The 22986-nt window shown below is 55.6% G+C and carries 20 protein-coding genes; 15 read left to right on the forward strand and 5 right to left on the reverse strand.

Translation table 11 applies throughout. From position 1 onward, the window contains the following. Positions 1 to 25 precede the first annotated feature (25 nt). Both ACQG19_RS05150 and ppnP read left to right on the forward strand, forming a co-directional pair. Positions 26 to 703 carry an AroM family protein gene (locus ACQG19_RS05150; RefSeq protein ID WP_013095818.1) on the forward strand — a complete coding sequence of 226 codons (678 nt, stop codon included), beginning with the start codon at positions 26 to 28 and terminating at the stop codon, positions 701 to 703. A gap of 71 nt (positions 704 to 774) precedes the next feature. Next, positions 775 to 1062 (forward strand): pyrimidine/purine nucleoside phosphorylase, encoded by a 288-nt coding sequence (gene ppnP / locus ACQG19_RS05155; RefSeq protein WP_013095819.1) that lies wholly within the window; start codon positions 775 to 777, stop codon positions 1060 to 1062. Positions 1063 to 1108: 46 nt separating this feature from the next. Here ppnP and rdgC read toward each other — a convergent pair whose 3' ends face one another. Next, complete coding sequence (gene rdgC, locus ACQG19_RS05160) at positions 1109 to 2023, reverse strand: recombination-associated protein RdgC (RefSeq protein ID WP_013095820.1); 915 nt, start codon at positions 2021 to 2023, stop codon at positions 1109 to 1111. A 123-nt stretch (positions 2024 to 2146) separates the two neighbouring features. On the opposite strand from rdgC, the gene mak reads away from it, so the two are divergent. Beyond that, entirely contained in the window at positions 2147 to 3052 is a 906-nt protein-coding gene (mak, locus tag ACQG19_RS05165; protein ID WP_032618450.1) for a fructokinase, read from the forward strand. 98 nt (positions 3053 to 3150) lie between these two features. Here mak and sbcC read toward each other — a convergent pair whose 3' ends face one another. After that, positions 3151 to 6282: an exonuclease subunit SbcC gene (gene sbcC, locus ACQG19_RS05170; protein ID WP_246932704.1), complete on the reverse strand. Its 3132-nt coding sequence runs from the start codon at positions 6280 to 6282 to the stop codon at positions 3151 to 3153. Continuing rightward, entirely contained in the window at positions 6279 to 7484 is a 1206-nt protein-coding gene (gene sbcD, locus ACQG19_RS05175; protein WP_029883417.1) for an exonuclease subunit SbcD, read from the reverse strand. The genes sbcC and sbcD overlap by 4 nt, the downstream gene beginning before the upstream one ends. Positions 7485 to 7671: 187 nt before the next feature. Here sbcD and phoB point away from each other — a divergent pair, with 187 nt between their 5' ends. The 5 genes from phoB to malZ all read left to right on the forward strand — a co-directional run bounded on the left by phoB (position 7672) and on the right by malZ (position 14815). Next, positions 7672 to 8361, forward strand: a complete 690-nt coding sequence (gene phoB / locus ACQG19_RS05180; RefSeq protein ID WP_010428026.1) for a phosphate response regulator transcription factor PhoB — start codon at positions 7672 to 7674, stop codon at positions 8359 to 8361. A gap of 21 nt (positions 8362 to 8382) precedes the next feature. Further along, positions 8383 to 9678, forward strand: a complete 1296-nt coding sequence (gene phoR / locus ACQG19_RS05185; protein ID WP_062729899.1) for a phosphate regulon sensor histidine kinase PhoR — start codon at positions 8383 to 8385, stop codon at positions 9676 to 9678. Positions 9679 to 10087: 409 nt separating this feature from the next. Continuing rightward, entirely contained in the window at positions 10088 to 11407 is a 1320-nt protein-coding gene (gene brnQ / locus ACQG19_RS05190; RefSeq protein WP_426725826.1) for a branched-chain amino acid transporter carrier protein BrnQ, read from the forward strand. Between the two features lie 81 nt (positions 11408 to 11488). Further along, a complete protein-coding gene (proY, locus tag ACQG19_RS05195) occupies positions 11489 to 12862 on the forward strand; it encodes a proline-specific permease ProY (RefSeq protein WP_020686369.1) in 1374 nt (457 codons plus the stop codon). 138 nt (positions 12863 to 13000) lie between these two features. Further along, positions 13001 to 14815 (forward strand): maltodextrin glucosidase, encoded by a 1815-nt coding sequence (gene malZ, locus ACQG19_RS05200; RefSeq protein ID WP_246932707.1) that lies wholly within the window; start codon positions 13001 to 13003, stop codon positions 14813 to 14815. A gap of 55 nt (positions 14816 to 14870) precedes the next feature. Here the strand turns inward: malZ and ACQG19_RS05205 are convergent, their stop codons facing one another. Continuing rightward, on the reverse strand, positions 14871 to 15473 hold the full coding sequence (locus ACQG19_RS05205; RefSeq protein WP_013095829.1) for a peroxiredoxin: 603 nt from the start codon (positions 15471 to 15473) through the stop codon (positions 14871 to 14873). Between the two features lie 127 nt (positions 15474 to 15600). Continuing rightward, positions 15601 to 16182 carry an ACP phosphodiesterase gene (acpH, locus tag ACQG19_RS05210; RefSeq protein WP_058661736.1) on the reverse strand — a complete coding sequence of 194 codons (582 nt, stop codon included), beginning with the start codon at positions 16180 to 16182 and terminating at the stop codon, positions 15601 to 15603. 92 nt (positions 16183 to 16274) lie between these two features. Here acpH and queA point away from each other — a divergent pair, with 92 nt between their 5' ends. The 7 genes from queA to ACQG19_RS05245 all read left to right on the forward strand — a co-directional run bounded on the left by queA (position 16275) and on the right by ACQG19_RS05245 (position 22940). Next, complete coding sequence (queA, locus tag ACQG19_RS05215; protein ID WP_029883413.1) at positions 16275 to 17345, forward strand: tRNA preQ1(34) S-adenosylmethionine ribosyltransferase-isomerase QueA; 1071 nt, start codon at positions 16275 to 16277, stop codon at positions 17343 to 17345. A gap of 55 nt (positions 17346 to 17400) precedes the next feature. After that, a complete protein-coding gene (gene tgt, locus ACQG19_RS05220) occupies positions 17401 to 18528 on the forward strand; it encodes a tRNA guanosine(34) transglycosylase Tgt (protein WP_013095832.1) in 1128 nt (375 codons plus the stop codon). A gap of 22 nt (positions 18529 to 18550) precedes the next feature. Further along, a complete protein-coding gene (gene yajC, locus ACQG19_RS05225) occupies positions 18551 to 18883 on the forward strand; it encodes a preprotein translocase subunit YajC (RefSeq protein WP_000007630.1) in 333 nt (110 codons plus the stop codon). A gap of 27 nt (positions 18884 to 18910) precedes the next feature. Then, on the forward strand, positions 18911 to 20758 hold the full coding sequence (secD, locus tag ACQG19_RS05230) for a protein translocase subunit SecD (protein ID WP_071830016.1): 1848 nt from the start codon (positions 18911 to 18913) through the stop codon (positions 20756 to 20758). 10 nt (positions 20759 to 20768) lie between these two features. Next, positions 20769 to 21740 carry a protein translocase subunit SecF gene (secF, locus tag ACQG19_RS05235; RefSeq protein ID WP_013095834.1) on the forward strand — a complete coding sequence of 324 codons (972 nt, stop codon included), beginning with the start codon at positions 20769 to 20771 and terminating at the stop codon, positions 21738 to 21740. A 139-nt stretch (positions 21741 to 21879) separates the two neighbouring features. Further along, entirely contained in the window at positions 21880 to 22245 is a 366-nt protein-coding gene (locus ACQG19_RS05240) for a VOC family protein (RefSeq protein WP_020686373.1), read from the forward strand. Positions 22246 to 22259: 14 nt separating this feature from the next. Then, complete coding sequence (locus ACQG19_RS05245) at positions 22260 to 22940, forward strand: helix-turn-helix transcriptional regulator (RefSeq protein WP_020686374.1); 681 nt, start codon at positions 22260 to 22262, stop codon at positions 22938 to 22940. Positions 22941 to 22986 lie beyond the last annotated feature (46 nt).

The raw sequence follows: 22986 nt of genomic DNA on the forward strand, positions 1-22986 counted from the left end.
TTTGTAGTAATGGAAGGCGAAGACGATGAAGGCAACGTTGGCGATCATCACTATTGGTGTGGTCCCTGTAAGCGAAGTGTTACCGCTCTTAACCGAGCATGTATCTGAACAACAGATCACGCATCTCAGCCTGCTGGGGAAGATGAGCCGGGAAGAGGTCATGGAGGACTACGCTGTAGAGGCGGGGGAGGATCCCCTGGCGACGTTATTAAGCGACGGTAAACTGGCGCATGTTTCACGACAGAAAATTGAGCGCTCGCTGCAGGCAGTAATAGAAGTGCTCGATAATCAAGAGTATGACGTTATTTTGCTGATGAGTACTGCTCCCATTAAGGGGCTCATGGCGCGTAATGCGATTTTACTCGAGCCGATGCGAATCATTCCGCCGCTGGTGGCATCCATTGTGGACGGACACCAGGTGGGGGTGATTGTGCCCATTGAAGAACTCATGGACAACCAGGAAGCAAAATGGCACGTGCTTGAAAAAACGCCCCTGTATGCGCTGGCCAATCCCTTCTGGGACAGTGAGGCCAAACTCATTGCGGCCGGGAAGGAGCTACTGGAGCGCGGGGCCGATGTGTTGATCCTCGACTGCCTGGGGTTCCACCAGCATCACCGCGATCTACTGCAAAAAGCGCTGGATGTGCCGGTACTGTTGTCGAACGTTCTGATGGCGCGTCTGGCCTCAGAACTCCTTACCTGATGATTTTGCGTGACAGGTCATGAGCATGGCCCCTATAGTGAATTTTTATCTAAAAATATAAGGGCCAGTTCATGCTTCAAAGTAACGAATACTTTTCCGGTAAAGTGAAATCCATTGGTTTTACCAGCAGCAGCACTGGCCGCGCCAGTGTCGGCGTGATGGCTGAAGGGGAGTACACCTTTGGTACGGCCGAAGCTGAAGAGATGACGGTGGTAAGTGGTGCGCTTAACGTCTTACTGCCGGGTGAAACGGAATGGAAAGTTTACTCTGCCGGCGAAGTTTTCAACGTCCCTGGCCACAGTGAGTTCCATCTGCAGGTTGCTGAACCGACCTCTTATCTGTGCCGCTATCTGAAATAATCTTCTTCCCTCTCCCCGTTGGGGAGAGGGTCAGGTTGAGACGAAATTATCTCTGCGCTTCGCCGCCGAGGCCTTCTACCAGATTTTGAATCAACGCGGCCAGCTCGCCGGTCATCAGGATAAAGTCCGCATCAAAGCGCTGGGCGTAATCTTCACGATCGATATCTTCGTTCTGATCGCGCAGTTCATCGCAGAACTTCAGGCGTTTAACAGAGCCATCGTCACACATCACAAACTGAATACGCTGCTGCCAGTCGAGCGCCAGTTTAGTGACCACTTTGCCTGCTTCAATGTGGACGGCGATCTCATCGCTCACCAGATCCTGTTTTTTCGCACGAATGACACCGCCATCCTCAAGCAGGGCTTTCAGTTCGGCTTCATCGAGGATCTGGAACCCTTGCGCTGCGGTGCCGCTGCGAACCCATTCGGTCAGGGTTAACTCAATTGGCGTTTCCAGCGCCAGTGGAACCACCGGCAAAGAGCCGATGCTCTTACGCAGCAGGGCCAGCGTATCTTCCGCTTTTTTGGCGCTGGCGCAGTCCACCATGATCAGCCCGTTGACGGTATCGATCCACATCATGGTCTGGCTGAAGCGGCTAAACGCGCGCGGCAGCAGGGAGTGCAACACTTCGTCTTTCAGGGAATCTTTTTCGGTCTTTTTCAGCTTGCGGCCCTGTTCGGCTTCAAGCTTAAAAATTTTCGCTTCCAGCGCTTGCTTCACCACCGGCGTGGGCAGGATTTTCTCTTCTTTACGGGCGCAAACGATGATTTGACCCGTGCTGCTGGCGTGGGTCAGGGCATCGCTTTGTGAACCCATTGGCGGAACCCAACCGGTTTTTGCCATATCCTGGCTTCCGCAAGGGGAAAAGGTATAAGCGGCTAACTGTTTTTCCATCTCTTCTGCACGCAGCGAAACGTCGCGGCTGAGACGGTAAACCATCAAATTTTTGAACCACAGCATGATAATTTCCACGGCCTTGTCGTTAAATCAGCGGGCATGATAACGAATTGTCGCATCGCTTGCATTGCTAATCGGGAAGCGTGCTTCTACTCTGTTGATAATCAAAATAATGAGGAGAGTCTTGTGCGTATTGGGATTGATTTGGGCGGCACCAAAACTGAAGTTATCGCACTGAGCGAGCAGGGGGAGCAGCTTTTCCGTCACCGCCTGCCCACGCCGCGCGACGATTATCACCAGACTATCGAGACGATTGCCCGGCTGGTTGAGATGGCAGAGCAGGCGACAGGACAGACCGGCTCCGTCGGGATGGGCATTCCCGGATCCATTTCGCCTTATACCGGGGTGGTGAAAAACGCCAACTCCACCTGGCTCAATGGCCAGCCTTTTGATAAAGATTTGAGCGCGCGTCTGCAGCGCGAGGTGCGTCTGGCAAATGATGCGAACTGTCTGGCGGTCTCAGAGGCGATTGACGGTGCGGCGGCGGGTGCCCAGACCGTTTTTGCTGTCATCATTGGTACCGGCTGCGGGGCCGGTGTGGCGTTCGGCGGGCGTGCGCATATTGGCGGTAACGGTACGGCAGGCGAGTGGGGACATAACCCATTGCCATGGATGGATGAAGACGAACTTAAATACCGTACTGAAGTGCCGTGCTACTGTGGAAAACAGGGTTGTATTGAGACGTTTATCTCCGGCACCGGTTTTGCCACCGATTACCACCGCCTGAGCGGTCAGCCGCTTAAGGGTAACGAGATCATGCGTCTGGTTGAGGAGCAGGATCCCGTGGCGGAACTGGCGTTGAGCCGCTACGAAATGCGCCTGGCGAAATCGCTGGCGCATGTGGTGAACATTCTCGATCCTGATGTGATTGTGCTGGGCGGTGGGATGAGCAACGTTGACCGGCTGTACGCGACGGTGCCTGCTCTCGTCAAACAGTGGGTCTTCGGCGGCGAGTGTGAAACCCCAATCCGCAAAGCCGTCCACGGTGACTCCAGCGGCGTGCGCGGCGCAGCGTGGTTATGGCCGGAATAAAAGCAAAACAGCAACGCACGTTGCGGTTTTTTATGTTTGTACCCTCTCCCTGTGGGAGAGGGCCAGGGTGAGGGCACCAGACCGCGCCGATCCGCCTTTCACTGCACCGCAAACTCCTTATCCAGCCTGCTATACCCCAGTCCATTAATCTTCTTCACTTTGATTTGCACCGGAATACGCTCCTTCATAGCCTCGACGTGGCTTATTACGCCGATGGTTTTCCCGGTGGCATTCAGCGCGTCGAGCGCATCCAGCGCGGTGTCCAGCGTCTCGCTGTCGAGCGTGCCGAAACCTTCATCCAGGAACAGCGAATCGATTCGCGTTTTGTGGCTCACCAGGTCGGAAAGTGCCAGCGCCAGCGCCAGACTGACGAGGAAGCTTTCGCCGCCAGAAAGCGTGCGGGTATCGCGTACGGCATCGGCCTGCCAGGTATCGACCACCTCCAGCTCCAGTGCGTCGCTGACTTTACGCTGCAGCAGATAGCGCCCGTGCAGGCGGTTAAGCTGCTGGTTAGCGAGCCAGACCAGATTATCCAGCGTCAGACCCTGGGCGAATTTACGGAACTTGTCGCCGGTGCTGGAGCCTATCAGCGCATTCAGATAACCCCAGTCCTCGGCCAGACGTGAGGCCTCGTCAATTTGCTGCATCAGCGCCAGCTGGTGCTGGCGGTTATCGCTGTCCTGCTTAAGCTGCTGGCGGATCTCCCCCTGATGAGTGGTGTTCTCACGAAGCTGCTGCGCCAACTGCTGTAGCTGCGCATGCAGGGTTTGCGCGTCGGCGTCCAGCCCTTCCGGTCGCTGATGCTGGTGGGCCTGTAGCTGCTGTTCAGCCTGCCCGCTAAGCGCAATTGCCTGCTGAAGCTGGCTCTCCAGCGTCTGCTTGCGTTGTTCAAGATGGCGGATAGTCTCCTCATCCAGCAGCGCGGCGAGAAAGGCCTCGCGATCGGCGAAGCAGCTTGCCGCCAGCGCGGTGGCAAATTGCGCTGTGGCGTGCTGTAGCCGCTCGCTTTCCAGACTCTCCTGCTGCTGCAGGGTGACAAGCTGGCTTTGCAGGGACAGGCATTCGTCGTGGATCTCGCGCCAGTTCTCAGGAATGGCCGCTTCTGCCTCGGTGTCATCGCCTGCCGGAAGCGTGTCGAGCAGCGGTTTCAGGGTATTAATGCGCTCCTGAATCGCAGCATACTGCGTCTGTTTTTCCTGCCACAGGTTGAATTCCGTTTCCCGGGCGTACAGCCAGGCGGTCTCTTCCCCCTCTTCAGGAACATGCAGCGACAGCGCGAGCAGGGCGTTTTCCAGTGCCTGACGCGTTGCTGACAGCTGCTGCTGATACTGACGCTCCTGCGCTTGCTGTTCGTTAAGCTGGTTTTGCAGCGTCAGGCGCTGGCTGAGCTGATAGAGCTGACGTTCGTACTGTTCCTGTTCGTTCATCCATGGGGCGATATCTTCCTGAATATTCAACGAGATATTCAGGTCGGCGCAGACCTCCTGCCACTCTTTAGTGAGTGCTTGCTCTTCCTGAGAGAGCGCCTGCGCTTCGTCTGTTGCTCGCTGGATCTGCTGCGTCAGGGCATTGACCTGTCCCAGCACCAGCAGACCCTCCTCTTTAAGCGCGGCAACCTCTTTTTCCAGCGCGTCCCGGCGTCGCTGGTTATCGGTGAGCTCAAGCGCCTGATACGTCTCAATGGCGGGATGTTCACTGGAGCCGCACAGTGGGCAGGGTTTTCCGGCCTCAAGCTGCGAGCGGTAGCTTTCCAGCTTTTTGATCGTCGCTTCGCTTTCACACAATGCTTTCAAATCGACATAATGCTGGTTTTTTTCTTTGTACTGCTGGCGGCGCAGCGTCAGCGTTTCATTGAGTTTTACCTGCTCGGACTGCGCTTTTTGCCGGGTATCTGCGTTCTCTTGCAGCCGTTTTTGCAGCGGCTGATAGCGGGCATGAAGCGAGGTCAGGCGCTGGCGTAAAGGGCGTGACCGGGACTGTTGCTCCATTGCCGCTGCCACGTCATCCGCCGTCAGCGTCAGGGGGGGTTCCGGCATCCCGGCGAGCTTCTGACGTAATTCAACAATACGGGCTGCAAGCGTGGCAATCTGATGTTTATCGCGGTTCAACTGCGCAAAATGGGCGCGCCAGCCAGCAATCTCCTGGCCCCACACGCGGTAACGTTCATGCTCCGCCAGCCATGTTGCCTGGATCGTAAGGTCACTCTGCAATTGCGCATGGGTACGCAGCGCCGTATGACGGATGCGTGAGCGCTGCGCGGCTTTGGCCTGTAAGCGAGTATTTACTTCGACAATGCGCTGCTTTGTCTGCGCGAGGCGCGTGGTTTGTTCTTGCTGGCTATCCCACAGGGGGCGAAGCTGGGCGGCGGGCTGCGCAATCTGGAGCTTGGCCAGCTCAGGCGCGGCGTCGGTCAGCGCCTGCTGCGCCTGTTGTTGCAGGAGCATAACCCGCTGCTGCTCTCGAATAAGCTCGTCGTTGCGCGTCAGCCACTGAAAATCGCGCTGTTGGTTCTGCTGCTGAGTCAGCAGGGTTTTCTCTTCGTCAGTAAGTGCCTGCAAACTCTGCTGTAACTGCTGCTGTTGCGCTTCGCTCAGTAACACCACGCCTGCGGCCTGCGCCTCGCACATCTCAAGCGCGTTACGGGCGGCCTTATGTTTCTCGAACACCATCGTTGAGATCTGACCGTAGATCTCGGTGCCGGTCAGCTCTTCCAGCAGTTCGGCGCGATCGCCCGGTTTAGCGTTGAGGAAGGCGGCAAACTGCCCCTGGGAGAGCAACATTGAACGGGTAAAACGGCTATAATCCAGCCCGGTGAGCGCGGCGGTTTGCTCCAGTTTGTCCGTCACTTTATCTGCCAGAATTTTACCGTCTTCACAACGCGCCAGTTCAACGCGCGGTGCCTGCAGGTTTCCGTCTGGCTGATTGCGCGCGCGGTTCTGGCTCCAGAACGCACGATACGCTATGCCTTTTACCTCAAACTCCACCTCGGCAAGGCACTCGGCGGTATCGCGGGTCATCAGGTCGTTTTGTGCCTGGGAGACTTTTTGCAGACGCGGCGTTTCGTGGTAAAGGGCCAGACAGATGGCGTCGAGCAGGGTCGTTTTCCCGGCACCGGTCGCGCCGGTAATGGCGAACAGCCCGTTGCTGGCAAACGGCTCGGCGGTAAAGTCAATTTTCCACTCGCCCTTAAGGGAGTTGAGGTTTTTCAGACGCAGGCTCAGAATTTTCATGCGTTTTCTTCCTCATCGCTGAGCGCGTGCAGGGTATGAAGGAACAGCTCGTTAAGCCTTGCGCGCGTGGTGTCGTCAATCTCTTCCTGCGACAGTCGGCGTTCAAATACCTCTTCCACCCTCAGTTCGCTGAGCGTTTCACGCTGTGCACCCAGCAGAATTTTCTCGCGCTGTTCGCGGCTGCGGCGAACCAGTAAGACCTCGACGGGCAGATCTTCCGTCAACGCCTGAATTTTACGCTGCATATCATGCAGGTAGTCGTCGGTCGTGATTTCGATATCCAGCCAGATGGGCGGATTTTGCTCGACACCGCGCCACTGCTCCAGCTGAGCGGTAATCGCCGCCAGATCGCCCTTCAGCACCGCCAGCGGTTGGGTGACGGGGACCTCCAGCGACTCCACGGCACTGAGTTTGCCCTCATTAAAGCTCACCAGGTGCACACATTTGGCTTTGCCGGTCTCATCAAAACTGAGCGCAATGGGCGAGCCGCAGTAGCGAATGTGCTCGCAGCCGCCGATGACCTGCGCCCGGTGAATATGCCCGAGCGCGATATAATCCGCTGGCGGGAAATTTTGCGCCGGGAAGGCGTCCAGCGTACCAATATAGATGTCACGCACCGCGTCACTTTTACTGGCGCCGACGGTAGTAAGATGCCCGGTGGCAATCACCGGAATGGCCTGTTCGCCGCGCAGGGCGCAGGCGTCGGTATGTTGCTGGTGATAATAGTCCGTGATGCTCTGCAACAGATGCTGCTGCTTTTCACTGCCGGACATCCCCGCCTGGCTTTGCACGATATCGCGTGGGCGCAGGAAGGGCACCGGACACAGCACCGCTCCCGGTGTACCGTCACGTTTTTTCAGGATCTGCGGCGCATGACCGGCGCTGGCTACCACGGTCGTGTTAAGGAAGGCCAGGATATCGCGGGATTCATTCAGCGTTGCGACGGAGTCGTGGTTACCGGCGACAATCACCAGATGACAGCCGGTTTGTTGCAGATTTACCACGAAGCGGTTGTAGAGCTCACGCGCATAGCTTGGCGGCGAACCGGTATCGAAAATGTCACCCGCGACAATAATCGCGTCCACCTCGTGCGATCGGGCCGTGTCCAGCAGCCAGTTCAGGAACGCTTCATGCTCCGCTGCCCGGCTTTTGCTGTAAAAGTTTTGACCCAGATGCCAGTCCGAGGTGTGTAATATGCGCATAGCGAATCCGTGGCAAAAAAAGGGAAGGGGGATTATAAACTTTCAGAAGCTGGAAAATAACCGCTGTAATAAAACAACAGTTTGCCATTTTACGTGGTACTGTTTTTCATAAATCTGTCATAAATCTGACGCATAATGACGCCGCATTACAAACTTGTAACTTAAATAAGATAAGACAGGGCAAAGTATGGCGAGACGTATTCTGGTCGTAGAAGATGAAGCTCCAATTCGTGAAATGGTGTGCTTCGTGCTCGAACAAAATGGCTTCCAGCCGGTCGAAGCGGAAGATTATGACAGCGCGGTGAACCAGCTGAATGAACCCTGGCCCGATCTGATCCTGCTTGACTGGATGTTGCCTGGCGGCTCCGGACTGCAGTTTATCAAACACCTCAAGCGTGAAGCGATGACCCGCGATATCCCCGTTGTCATGCTTACCGCGCGCGGTGAAGAGGAAGATCGCGTGCGCGGCCTTGAGACCGGCGCGGATGATTACATTACCAAACCCTTCTCACCGAAAGAGCTGGTTGCCCGTATTAAAGCTGTGATGCGCCGTATTTCACCGATGGCGGTGGAAGAGGTCATTGAGATGCAGGGCCTGAGCCTTGATCCCACCTCGCACCGTGTTATGACGGGCGAAAATCCCCTCGACATGGGGCCTACCGAATTCAAACTCCTGCATTTCTTTATGACTCACCCGGAGCGTGTTTACAGCCGCGAGCAGTTGCTGAATAACGTCTGGGGAACTAACGTGTATGTCGAAGACCGGACGGTTGACGTACATATCCGCCGCCTGCGTAAAGCGCTGGAACTGAGCGGCCACGATCGCATGGTACAGACGGTCCGCGGCACGGGTTATCGTTTTTCTACCCGTTTCTGAACAATGACAGGAGTGTGACGCGTGCTGGAACGTCTGTCATGGAAAAGGCTCGTCTTTGAACTGATCTTATGTTGTATTCCGGCCTTCATTTTGGGGGCCTTTCTTGGATACCTGCCGTGGTTTCTGCTGGCGTCTGTGACCGGGCTGCTGATCTGGCATTTCTGGAACTTACTGCGCCTCTCCTGGTGGCTGTGGGTTGACAGAAGTATGACGCCACCCCCGGGAAGCGGGAGCTGGGAGCCGCTGCTTTACGGCCTGCACCAGATGCAGATGCGTAATAAAAAGCGCCGTCGCGAGCTGGGAAGCCTGATTAAACGCTTTCGCAGCGGTGCGGAATCGCTGCCGGATGCGGTGATTCTGACCACGGAAGAGGGGACAATCTTCTGGTGTAACGGTCTCGCCCAACAGCTGCTGGGCCTGCGCTGGCCGGACGATAATGGCCAGAACATCCTCAACCTTTTGCGTTATCCGGAGTTCACGCAGTATCTGAAAAAACGTGATTTCACGCGTCCGCATAATCTGAAGCTCAACAATGGCCGCCATCTTGAAATACGTGTGATGCCCTACAGCGATCGGCAATGGCTGATGGTAGCGCGTGACGTCACCCAGATGCACCAGCTGGAAGGGGCACGACGCAATTTCTTCGCCAACGTGAGCCACGAGCTGCGCACGCCGCTGACGGTGCTGCAGGGCTATCTGGAGATGATGCAGGAGCAGACGCTTGAAGGTGCGCCGCGTGAGAAGGCGCTGCATACCATGCGCGAGCAGACGCACCGTATGGAAGGGCTGGTGAAACAGCTGCTGACGCTGTCGAAGATTGAGGCGGCCCCGTCGCTTGCCTTAAATGACACCATAGACGTACCGATGATGCTGCGGGTAGTGGAGCGCGAAGCGCAAACCTTAAGCCATAAAAAACATCATCTGACCTTTGACGTCGATAACAGTCTGAAGGTGCTCGGGAGCGAGGATGAACTGCGGAGTGCTATCTCTAATCTGGTCTATAACGCGGTTAATCATACCCCGGAAGGAACGGATATTATGGTGCGCTGGCAGCAGACACCAACGGGTGCCGAGTTTAGCGTTGAGGATAACGGGCCGGGCATTGCGCCTGAGCATCTTCCACGTCTGACCGAGCGGTTTTACCGGGTAGATAAAGCCCGTTCCCGGCAAACGGGGGGAAGCGGGCTGGGGCTGGCCATTGTGAAGCACGCGGTGAATCACCACGAAAGCCGCCTCGATATTCAAAGCACGCTGGGCAAAGGAACCCGTTTCAGTTTCGTTATACCGGAACGATTAATTGCCAAAAAGATCGCCTGACGGCGGGTGTGTCATTTTACCTTTCCACGGGCCAGCTATTGCTGGCCCGTTTGCTTTGCAGTAAAGCGAAACGCGAATGAATTTTATACGGCTGGTGCTTTTTTGTTCGCATTATTAGCCATGGCTTTTTCATGATATTAGCGAATTATTCTGGTTGGTATTTTCATGCTGGCATATTGTTCTGGTTTTACGATCCCTCCTTGCCTTTAAACGTTATAAGCGTTTAAATTGCCCCCCAGATACTGTCAGACCGACTGTATTTGCGTGGTAAATCGAAAAACTATTCTTCTCCACGCCAGGACGGGAGCATATCCCGCTGAAATTGAGCAAAATTTCCGCTGTATCGTCCCATTGGGGATGGCGAAAATCTCAATATATTCAACACCACATCCACAGGCAGTAAGGTTTTATGATCCATCACTTAAAATCGCGTGACATCATCGCGCTGGGCTTTATGACATTTGCGCTGTTCGTTGGCGCAGGCAACATCATTTTTCCCCCAATGGTTGGCTTACAGGCGGGTGAACACGTCTGGACAGCAGCATTTGGTTTCCTGATCACTGCCGTGGGCCTGCCGGTGTTGACCGTGGTTGCGCTGGCGAAAGTTGGCGGCGGCGTTGATAGCCTCAGCACCCCAATTGGCAAAGTGGCTGGCGTTCTGCTGGCAACGGTGTGTTATCTGGCCGTTGGCCCGCTGTTTGCGACCCCGCGTACCGCGACAGTCTCCTTCGAAGTGGGGATTGCGCCACTGACCGGTGACGGTGCGATGCCGCTGTTTATCTACAGCCTGGTTTACTTCGCTATTGTGATTCTGGTCTCCCTCTATCCGGGCAAACTGCTGGATACCGTGGGTAACTTCCTGGCTCCACTCAAAATTATCGCGCTGATCGTGCTGGCGGTTGCGGCCATTATCTGGCCTGCGGGTCCTATCAGCAGCGCGATGGATGCCTACCAAAACGCGGCCTTCTCTAACGGATTTGTGAACGGCTATCTGACCATGGATACGCTGGGCGCGATGGTGTTTGGTATCGTTATCGTGAACGCCGCCCGTTCCCGTGGTGTGACCGAAGCGCGTCTGCTGACCCGCTATACCATCTGGGCTGGACTGATGGCCGGTGTGGGCCTGACGCTGCTCTATCTGGCGCTGTTCCGCCTGGGTTCCGATAGCGCCACGCTGGTCGATCAGAACGCGAATGGTGCGGCAATTCTGCACGCTTACGTTCAGCACACCTTTGGCGGTGCGGGCAGCATGCTGCTGGCGGCCCTGATCTTCCTGGCCTGTCTGGTGACGGCGGTTGGCCTGACCTGTGCCTGTGCGGAGTTCTTTGCGCAGTATCTGCCGCTCTCTTACCGCACGCTGGTATTCATCCTCGGCATCTTCTCCATGGCGGTGTCTAACCTCGGTCTGAGCCACCTGATTCAGGTCTCCATTCCGGTGCTGACGGCCATCTATCCGCCGTGTATCGTGCTGGTGGTGTTGAGCTTTACGCGCCCGTGGTGGAACAACTCCTCGCGAATTATTGCGCCAGCCATGTTTATCAGCCTGATTTTTGGTATCCTTGACGGGATTAAAGCATCAGCGTTTGCTCACATCCTGCCAGCCTGGACACAGCGTCTGCCGCTGTCTGAGCAAGGTCTGGCCTGGCTGATGCCTACCGTTGTTGCACTGGTTCTGGCCATTATCTGGGACCGTGCTGCAGGGCGTCAGGTCGCATCGAACGCCCATTAATCAACGGCAACAAACTGTTTAACCACGGGGCTTAAGGCCCCGTGGTTTTTTGTTTTTTTCGTGTTGAATGGCAAGATTTAAATGGAAAGTACTAACAAACTCAAACGTGGACTGAGCACGCGCCACATTCGCTTTATGGCGCTCGGCTCCGCTATCGGTACCGGTCTTTTTTATGGCTCGGCAGATGCCATCAAAATGGCCGGTCCAAGCGTTCTGCTGGCCTACATCATCGGCGGCGTGGCGGCGTATATCATCATGCGTGCGCTGGGAGAGATGTCGGTTCATAACCCTTCAGCCAGTTCATTCTCGCGCTATGCGCAGGAGAATTTAGGCCCGCTGGCCGGGTTTATCACCGGCTGGACCTACTGCTTCGAAATTCTGATTGTGGCCATTGCCGACGTCACCGCCTTTGGCATCTACATGGGCGTCTGGTTCCCGGCGGTTCCGCACTGGATTTGGGTGTTGAGCGTGGTGCTGATTATCTGTGCCGTCAACCTGATGAGCGTGAAGGTCTTTGGAGAACTGGAGTTCTGGTTCTCCTTCTTCAAGGTTGCCACCATCATCATCATGATTGTGGCCGGTTTCGGCATCATCATCTGGGGGATCGGTAACGGGGGCCAGCCAACCGGTATTCATAACCTCTGGAGCAACGGTGGCTTCTTCAGCAACGGCTGGCTCGGCATGGTGATGTCGCTCCAGATGGTGATGTTTGCCTACGGCGGGATTGAGATCATCGGGATCACCGCCGGGGAAGCCAAAGACCCGGAGAAATCCATTCCACGCGCCATCAACTCGGTGCCGATGCGTATTCTGGTGTTCTATGTGGGTACGCTGTTCGTCATTATGTCTATCTATCCGTGGAACCAGGTGGGGACCAACGGTAGCCCGTTTGTGCTGACCTTCCAGCATATGGGCATCGCCTTTGCGGCCAGCATCCTGAACTTTGTGGTCCTGACCGCGTCGCTGTCAGCGATCAACAGTGACGTCTTTGGCGTGGGCCGCATGTTGCACGGCATGGCAGAGCAGGGCAGTGCGCCAAAGGTCTTTGCCAAAACCTCCCGTCGCGGCACGCCATGGGTGACGGTTATGGTGATGACCGTTGCGCTGCTGCTGTCGGTCTACCTGAACTACATCATGCCGGAAAACGTCTTCCTGGTGATCGCTTCTCTGGCGACCTTCGCGACCGTGTGGGTGTGGATCATGATCCTGCTGTCACAGATTGCGTTCCGCCGCCGTCTGTCCCCTGAGGAGGCAAAAGCGCTGAAGTTTAAAGTTCCAGGCGGGGTAGCGACGACCGTCGTTGGGCTGATCTTCCTGGTGTTTATCATCGGCCTGATTGGCTACCATCCTGATACCCGTATTTCCCTCTACGTAGGCTGTGCGTGGATCGTACTGCTGCTGGTGGGTTGGGTGTTTAAATGCCGCCGCGACCGTCAGCTGGCGCAAGCGCAGTAATATTTTATGCCCTCTCCCTGTGGGAGAGGGAATTTTGTCTCCTCCTCCTTTCTCCTCCCTCAATAATCGCGAACGTGATGAGCTATCCTTAATCACCCTGTGGCAAGGTGACGTCAATTTCATCAAAGGGGATTCGTGATGTTAAACGCCTGGCACCTTCCGGTTGCCCCATTTGTTAAGCAAAACAAAGAAAACCTTGTGATTACGCTCTGGCTGGCGGGGGAAAATCAGCCTGAACGCGTGACGCTACGCGCTGAAGTCGATAATGAAGAAACCACGCTGAAAATGAACAAGCAGCGCAGCCAGCCGCAGCCTGGCGTAACGGCATGGCGGGCAAACATCGACTTGCGCAGCGGCCAGCCGCGCCGACGCTATAGCTTTAAGCTGCTCTGGAATAACCGCCAGCTGTGGTTTACCCCGCAGGGATTTAGCCGTTTTCCTCCGGCGCGGCTGGAGCAGTTTGCCGTCGATTACCCGGACGCTGGCCCGCAGTGGGTTAACGACCAGGTCTTTTATCAGATCTTCCCGGATCGCTTTGCGCGCAGCGAAACGCGCACCGCCGGGCAGGATAAGGTCTATTATCACCACGCCGCAGGACACGACATTATCCTAAAAGAATGGGATGAGCCGTTAACCGCGCAGGCGGGCGGCTCGACGTTCTACGGCGGCGATCTTGACGGCATCAGCGAAAAGCTACCGTATCTGAAGAAGCTGGGCGTGACGGCGCTGTACCTTAACCCGGTGTTTAAAGCACCGAGCGTGCATAAATACGATACTGCCGATTATCGCCACGCTGACCCGCAGTTTGGCGGTGATGACGCGCTGCTTCGTCTGCGTAAAAATACGCAAAAAGAGGGCATGCGTCTGATTCTGGACGGCGTGTTCAACCACAGCGGCGACTCACACGCGTGGTTTGACCGTCATAACCAGTCGATGGGCGGGGCGTGCCATAACCCGGATTCACCCCAGCGCGACTGGTACAGCTTCAACGAGGAGGGGCGCGCGCTGGACTGGCTGGGCTATCCGAGCCTGCCGAAGCTGGATTTCCAGTCGCCAACGCTGGTGAACGAGATTTACGGCGGTGAAAACAGCATTGTGCGCCACTGGTTGAGTGAGCCATGGAATATGGATGGCTGGCGTCTTGACGTGGTGCATATGCTCGGTGAAGCGGGCGGGGCGCGTAATAACCTTCAGCACGTCGCCGGGATCACTCGTGCAGCAAAAGCCGCGCAGCCGGAGGCGTTCGTGTTTGGCGAACATTTTGGCGACGCGCGCCAGTGGCTGCAGGCGGACGCGGAAGATGCGGCAATGAACTATCGCGGTTTTACCTTCCCGCTGTGGGGATTCCTTGCTAACACCGATATTTCCTACGATCCGCAGCATATTGATGCGGAAACCTGCATGGCGTGGATGGATAACTACCGCGCCAGTCTTTCGCATCAGCAGCAGTTACGGATGTTTAACCAGTTGGACAGCCATGACACCGCGCGATTCAAATCCCTGCTCGGTAAGGATGTCGCGCGCCTGCCGCTGGCGGTGACCTGGCTCTTTACCTGGCCGGGCGTGCCGTGCATCTATTACGGCGATGAGGTGGGGCTGGACGGGAACAACGATCCGTTCTGCCGCAAAACCTTCCCATGGGATCCGGCGAAGCAGGACAACGTGCTGTTCAGCCTGTATCAGCGGCTGGCGAAACTGCGTAAGCAGAGCCAGGCGTTGCGCTACGGTGGTTGTCAGGTGGTTTATGCCCACGACAACGTGGTGGTGTTTGTCCGCGTCTATAACCAGCAGCGCGTGCTGGTAGCCATCAACCGGGGCGAGGCGTGCGAAGTGGTGCTGGATGACTCTCCGCTGCTTAACGTGAGCGCGTGGCAGCTAAAAGAGGGGAAAGGGAGCGTGCAGGAGGGGATCCTCTCCCTGCCGGCGATTTCTGCTTCCGTCTGGTTTGGCTGACGGTGTGATAACAAAAAGGCCCGCATAAGCGGGCCTTTTTCGTAAACCGTGCCGATTACAGGCTGGATACGTTCTCGGACAGGTATTTCGCAACGCCGTCTGGGGACGCAGACATACCTTCTTTACCTTTTTCCCACTGAGCCGGGCACACTTCACCGTGCTCTTCGTGGAACTGCAGCGCGTCAACCATACGCAGCATTTCGTCGATGTTACGACCCAGCGGCAGATCGTTCACAACCTGGTGACGCACGATGCCGTTCGCGTCGATCAGGAAGGAGCCACGCAGCGCAACGCCAGCGTCCGGATGTTCGATACCGTAAGCCTGCTGGATTTCGCGTTTGATGTCCGCAACCATTGCGTATTTCACCGCACCGATGCCGCCTTTGTCGACAGGGGTGTTACGCCATGCGTTGTGTACAAACTCAGAGTCGAAGGAGACGCCAACCACTTCTACGCCACGCTTCTGGAATTCTTCATAACGTTTGTCGAACGCGATCAGCTCAGACGGGCAAACGAAAGTGAAGTCCATTGGCCAGAAGAACAGAACGGTCGCTTTACCGTTGGTGTGCTGTTTGAAGTTGAAGTTTTCAACGATTTCACCGTTGCCCAGAACTGCTGCAGCTGTAAAATCCGGAGCCGGACGAGTTACCAGAACCATATGATTCTCCTGTAGATACTAAGGTTATTTGGAACGCAACGCGAGCCAGTATAGAGAGTGTTCATGGATAAGACAAAGAGGTGGTGACAATCGTTCCGCCAGCTTTTACCTATCAATGCGAATTCTGTCAGAGCTGTTTGTTTTTCGCCTGCGTCATCATTCGCGGGTAAAACTGCCAGAAACGCGTTTCCAGCGCATCGTAATGTTCGTCCAGGTCATGCCATGAGTCGCGTAGCGCATCCAGACGCGGTCGGCGGCTCGCCATCCCATTTAACACATTCTGGATGAAGTCCATCTCGCGATAGCGCTCCAGCCAGCGTTCCGACCACAGGTAATTATTCAGATTCACAAAGCGCGGCGGAGAGTCGGGCAGAATGATCGACACCTGCTGGTGGGCATAACGCACAAAATCCGGCAATGGCATCTCCGGCGACAGCTGCGCCCAGTGGCGCGACAGGAAATGGTCCCACATGACATCAAGCGAGATTGGCGCAACGCGGCGCGTTTCGGGGCGAAACCACGCTTTGGCCTCGGTTACTTCTGGCAGATTATCCGTCATGACATCGATACGACGATGCATAAAAATCCCGTCGACAACTTCAGCGGACCAGGTCTCGGCGGGGTTGCCGCGGACGAAATCGGCCAGCAAATTGCCGGAAAGGGAGCTGTCAGCGAGGTGAGCGAGGTGCAGGTGAGCGAGAAAATTCATGCGTTTTATTTGTCCGGGGGCGGCTAGTTGTTGCAGCAAAAGGGTGTGAGCACTAGACTATGCCGCCTGTTTTTAAGTCACGAGTATACGTCATGCGCGTCGCCGATTTCTCCTTTGAACTACCTGAATCCCTGATTGCTCACTATCCAATGCCTGAGCGCAGTAGCTGTCGCTTGCTGTCACTGGACGGGCCAACGGGCGAGCTGACGCACGGTACTTTCACCGATCTGCTCGACAAGCTCAACCCTGGCGATCTGCTGGTCTTTAACAATACCCGCGTGATCCCGGCGCGTCTGTTTGGCCGCAAGGCCAGCGGCGGCAAGATTGAAGTGCTGGTCGAACGTATGCTCGATGATAAACGTATTCTGGCACATATTCGCGCCTCAAAAGCACCTAAACCGGGTGCCGAACTGCTGCTGGGCGATGACGAGAGTATCAAAGCAACCATGACCGCGCGCCACGACGCGCTGTTCGAAGTGGAGTTCAACGATGAGCGCACGGTGCTGGATATTCTCAATGCCATCGGCCACATGCCTTTGCCGCCGTACATTGAGCGCCCGGATGAAGAGGCCGATCGTGAGCTCTACCAGACCGTCTACAGCCAGAAGCCTGGCGCGGTAGCGGCGCCGACGGCGGGTCTGCACTTTGACGAACCGCTGCTGGAAAAATTACGCGCAAAAGGCGTGGAGATGGCGTTTGTGACGCTGCACGTCGGCGCGGGCACCTTCCAGCCGGTGCGGGTAGACAGCATTGAAGATCACATCATGCACTCTGAGTATGCTGAAGTGCCGCAGGAGGTTGTTGATGCGGTTCTGGCGGCAAAAGCGCGCGGCAGCCGCGTTGTTGCGGTAGGCACCACCTCCGTACGTTCACTGGAGAGCGCTGCCCAGGCGGCTCAAAAAGATCTGATCGAGCCATTCTTTGGCGATACGCAGATCTTTATCTATCCGGGCTATCAGTACAAAGTCATCGATGCACTGGTGACCAATTTCCATCTGCCTGAATCAACGCTGATTATGCTGGTCTCCGCCTTTGCGGGATATCAGCACACCATGGCGGCATACAAGTCTGCGGTAGAACAAAAATATCGCTTTTTTAGCTACGGGGACGCGATGTTTATCACGTACAATCCGCTGGCTTTGAATGAGCGTGTCGGGGAATAAGTCCGCGGCACCGGAATAATGTGTTGGACTGTTTTTCTGGCACAGAGGAATAAAAATGAAATTTGAACTCGATACCACCGATGGCCGCGCGCGTCGCGGTCGCCTGGTGTTTGATCGCGGCGTGGTGGAAACCCCCGCGTTTATGCCTGTGGGGACTTACGGCACCGTAAAAGGGATGACGCCGGAAGAAGTAGAAGCCACTGGTGCCCAGATTATCCTCGGTAATACCTTCCACCTGTGGCTGCGTCCTGGTCAGGAGATCATGAAGCTTCACGGCGATCTGCATGACTTCATGCAGTGGAAAGGCCCGATCCTGACCGATTCTGGCGGTTTCCAGGTCTTCAGCCTGGGTGATATTCGCAAGATCACCGAGGAGGGCGTCCACTTCCGTAACCCGATCAACGGCGATCCGATTTTCCTCGATCCTGAAAAGTCTATGGAGATTCAGTACGATCTCGGCTCTGACATCGTGATGATCTTCGACGAATGTACGCCATACCCGGCGGACTGGGATTACGCTAAACGTTCCATGGAGATGTCGCTGCGCTGGGCGAAGCGTAGCCGCGACCGTTTTGACTCCCTGCAGAACAAAAATGCGCTGTTCGGCATTATCCAGGGCAGTGTTTACGAAGATTTACGCGATATCTCTGTTAAAGGTCTGGTAGAGATAGGTTTTGATGGCTACGCTGTCGGCGGTTTAGCTGTGGGTGAGCCGAAGGAAGACATGCACCGTATTCTGGAACATGTCTGCCCGCAAATCCCGGCGGATAAACCCCGTTACCTGATGGGTGTGGGTAAGCCAGAAGATCTGGTTGAAGGTGTGCGCCGCGGCATCGATATGTTCGACTGCGTCATGCCAACCCGTAACGCACGTAACGGTCATCTGTTTGTTACCGATGGCGTGGTGAAAATCCGTAACGCGAAGCATAAGAGTGACACCAGTCCGCTCGATGCCGAGTGCGATTGCTACACCTGTCGCAATTATTCTCGCGCGTATTTGCATCATCTCGATCGTTGCAATGAGATTTTGGGCGCGCGTCTCAATACCATTCATAACCTTCGCTATTATCAGCGCTTAATGGCTGGTTTACGCAAGGCTATCGAAGAGGGTAAATTAGAGAGCTTCGTGACCGATTTTTACCAACGTCAGGGTCGAACCGTTCCACCTTTGAACGTTGATTAATATTAATAATGAGGGAATTTGAATGAGCTTTTTTATTTCTGATGCGGTAGCGGCAACAGGTGCTCCAGCGCAGGGCAGCCCGATGTCTCTGATTCTGATGCTGGTTGTGTTCGGTCTGATCTTCTACTTCATGATCCTGCGCCCACAGCAGAAGCGTACCAAAGAGCACAAAAAGCTGATGGACTCCATCGCGAAAGGTGATGAAGTCCTGACTAACGGTGGCCTGGTCGGTCGCGTAACCAAAGTGGCTGAAAGTGGCTACATTGCTATCGCCCTGAACGACACCACTGAAGTGGTTATCAAACGTGACTTCGTAGCTGCCGTTCTGCCGAAAGGCACCATGAAGGCGCTGTAATCCCAACTTTTCCCAAAGGGAACTGCCGTGTTAAACCGTTATCCTTTGTGGAAGTACATCATGCTGGTCGTCGTGATTCTCGTCGGCCTGCTGTACGCGCTTCCCAACCTGTATGGTGAGGATCCGGCTGTTCAAATCACTGGCGCGCGCGGTGTCGCCGCCAGTGAGCAAACGCTGATCCAGGTCCAGAAAACGTTACAAGAAGAAAAAATTACCGCTAAGTCTGTGGCTCTGGAAGAGGGCGCAATTCTTGCTCGCTTCGACACCACCGACACGCAGCTCCGCGCTCGCGAAGCGCTGATGGGCGTGCTGGGTGATAAATACGTCGTGGCGCTTAACCTTGCTCCTGCTACCCCACGTTGGCTGGCTGCGCTGAGCGCAGAGCCAATGAAACTCGGTCTTGACCTCCGTGGCGGCGTACACTTCCTGATGGAAGTGGATATGGATACCGCGCTGGGCAAACTGCAGGAACAGAATATCGATAGCCTGCGCAGCGATCTGCGTGAAAAAGGCATCGCGTATACCACCGTTCGTAAAGAAGATAACTACGGTATGAGCATCACGTTCCGCGACAGTGCGGCGCGCGATCAGGCTGTAGATTACCTGACCCAACGTCACCGTGACCTGGTGATCACCGCTCAGGGCAGCAACCAGCTGCGCGCGGTAATGACCGACGCCCGTCTGAAAGAAGCGCGTGAATATGCCGTTCAGCAGAACATCAACATTTTGCGCAACCGTGTAAACCAACTGGGCGTGGCTGAACCGCTGGTGCAGCGTCAGGGTGCTGACCGTATCGTTGTAGAACTGCCGGGTATTCAGGACACCGCGCGCGCGAAAGAGATTCTGGGCGCCACTGCAACGCTGGAATTCCGTCTGGTGAACACCAACGTTGACCAGTCTGCTGCCGCTTCTGGCCGTATTCCGGGTGACTCGGAAGTGAAAGAGACCCGCGAAGGTCAGCCCGTTGTGCTGTACAAACGCGTGATCCTGACCGGTGACCATATCACCGACTCCACCTCCAGCCAGGACGAGTACAACCAGCCGCAGGTTAACATCTCGCTGGACAGCGCGGGTGGTAACATCATGTCTAACTTCACCAAGGACAACATCGGTAAACCGATGGCGACCCTGTTCGTGGAGTACAAAGACAGCGGTAAGAAAGACGCTAACGGCCGTGCGGTGCTGGTGAAAGAGGAAGAGGTGATTAACATCGCCAATATCCAGTCTCGTCTGGGTAACAGCTTCCGTATTACCGGTATCAACAACCCGAACGAAGCGCGTCAGCTCTCTCTGCTGCTGCGTGCCGGTGCGCTGATTGCGCCAATTCAGATTGTTGAAGAACGTACCATTGGTCCAACTCTGGGTATGCAAAACATCCAGCAGGGGCTGGAAGCATGTCTGGCCGGTCTGGCGGTCTCTATCCTCTTCATGATCTTCTTCTATAAGAAGTTTGGTCTGATTGCCACCTCCGCGCTGATTGCGAACCTGGTGCTGATCATCGGCATTATGTCCCTGCTGCCAGGGGCGACGCTGACCATGCCGGGGATTGCGGGTATCGTTCTGACCCTTGCGGTGGCGGTCGACGCCAACGTACTGATTAACGAACGTATCAAAGAAGAGTTGAGCAACGGTCGCTCTGTTCAGCAGGCGATTGATGAAGGCTATAAAGGCGCGTTCAGCTCCATCTTCGATGCGAACGTAACAACACTGATCAAGGTTCTTATCCTGTATGCAGTGGGGACTGGCGCAATCAAAGGCTTTGCGATTACCACCGGTATCGGTGTTGCAACGTCAATGTTTACTGCTATTGTCGGCACCCGTGCCATCGTGAACCTGCTGTACGGCGGCAAGCGCGTCAAAAAGCTGTCTATCTGAGGAGTGCGTTGTGGCACAGGAATATACTGTTGAACAATTGAACCACGGCCGTAAAGTCTGGGACTTTATGCGCTGGGACTACTGGGCCTTCGGCATTTCAGGTTTACTGCTGATTCTGTCCATCGTCGTTATGGGCGTAAAAGGCTTTAACTGGGGTCTGGATTTCACCGGTGGTACGGTGATTGAAATCACCCTGGAAAAACCGGTCGATATGGACCAGATGCGTCAGTCACTGCAGAAAGCGGGCTTTGAAGAGCCGCTGCTGCAGAACTTCGGCAGCAGCCGCGACATCATGGTGCGTATGCCGCCGGTACACGATGCCAACGGCAGTCAGGAACTGGGCAGCAAGGTTGTTAGCGTGATTAACGAAACAACCAGCCAGAACGCCACGGTTAAGCGTATTGAGTTCGTCGGCCCGAGCGTGGGTGCGGACCTGGCGCAAACCGGTGCGATGGCGCTGCTGGTGGCGCTGATCTCCATCCTGGTGTACGTCGGTTTCCGCTTTGAGTGGCGACTGGCGGCGGGTGTGGTTATCGCACTGGCGCACGACGTGGTGATCACCATGGGCGTACTGTCTCTGTTCCATATTGAGATTGACCTGACAATTGTGGCATCCCTGATGTCCGTTATCGGTTACTCCCTGAACGACAGTATCGTGGTATCTGACCGTATTCGTGAAAACTTCCGTAAGATCCGTCGCGGTACGCCGTACGAAATCTTTAACGTGTCGTTGACCCAGACGCTGCACCGTACCTTGATCACATCCGGTACCACCTTGATGGTGATCCTGATGCTGTATCTCTTCGGTGGTCCAGTGCTGGAAGGCTTCTCGCTGACCATGCTGATCGGTGTGTCTATCGGTACTGCGTCGTCAATCTACGTGGCGTCCGCTCTGGCACTGAAACTTGGCATGAAGCGCGAGCACCTGCTCCAGCAGAAAGTCGAGAAAGAAGGGGCGGATCAGCCGTCTATTCTGCCGTAAGACGTTTATCGCGTTATCGAAATCCCGGTCTGTTGACCGGGATTTTTTTTATCTGCTCCTGACAAACACTCCTGACAGTATGCTGTCAGGAGCCCTGTCGTAGACTCCTGTTGAACCCAAACAAGAGGCAGGAGGATGTATGAAAAGTGTGATTAACTGGTTTGAGATCCCGGTCGCGGATATGGATCGCGCCATCAAATTTTATGAGCCGGTGATGCAGGTTTCACTGAGGCGCGAGAAAATGGACAGCGCCGAGCTGGCGGTATTCCCGCATGAGGATCCGGCCACCGGCGGCGCGCTGGCAAAATTTGAGGGGATTATTCCCTCGGTGCAGGGGGCCATTATCTACCTGCATACTGACAATTTGACCGCTACGCTCGATCGCATTGCCTCTGCGGGCGGCGAGTGCGTGTTTGGCCCGCTGGAGTTACCGCGCGGTATTGGTACTATTGCTTTATTTACCGACAGCGAAGGTAATCGCGTCGGCCTTCATCAACCTGCCTGAGAGCGTAAGCAAAAATGACCCGACGCGCTGACCGTTTGTTTCAGATAGTACAGATCCTGCGGGGCCGACGTCTGACAACGGCAGCGCATCTTGCGGACCGGCTGGGCGTTTCTGAGCGCACGGTGTACCGCGATATCCGCGACCTGTCGCTTTCCGGCGTGCCGGTGGAGGGCGAAGCGGGGAGCGGTTACCGGCTGATGTCGGGGTTTGACCTGCCGCCGCTGATGCTGACAAACAAGGAGTCTGAGGCGCTGATTGTGGCTATTCGCCTGCTTACCACCTGGGGTGGGGAGTCGCTGTCGCGCGAACTGGAGTCTGCACAGGAGAAAGTGCTCGCGATCCTGCCCGAAGAGAGCCGCCGAAAGGCAGAGCAGACGCGGATCTACGCCCCGGATTTTGGCATGAAAAGCCACTCCCGCAGTGATTTTGATGTCATACATCAGGCGATCTCGGCCCAGCGCGTGCTCGTGCTGCATTATCGTGACGAAGCGGGGCAATTTTCAACGCGTGAGGTTCAGCCGCTGGGGCTGTTTTTCTGGGGAGAACGCTGGCTACTGGCGTCATGGTGTGAACTGCGCGATGACTATCGCTGTTTCCGTCTCGACAGATGCCTCAAAATTGTCCTTACGGAAAGACGCTTTAGTGAGAGTGCAGACCGATCGCTGGCGGATTTTTTGCGCAAGGTGAAGCAGTAACAAGCCACGGGGAGAGGCAGCCCGCACAGGTTTTGTAGGCCGGGTA

It is taken from the genome of Enterobacter cloacae complex sp. 277I4 (genome assembly GCF_050031465.1).
In the GTDB taxonomy this organism is placed as follows: domain Bacteria; phylum Pseudomonadota; class Gammaproteobacteria; order Enterobacterales; family Enterobacteriaceae; genus Enterobacter; species Enterobacter cloacae.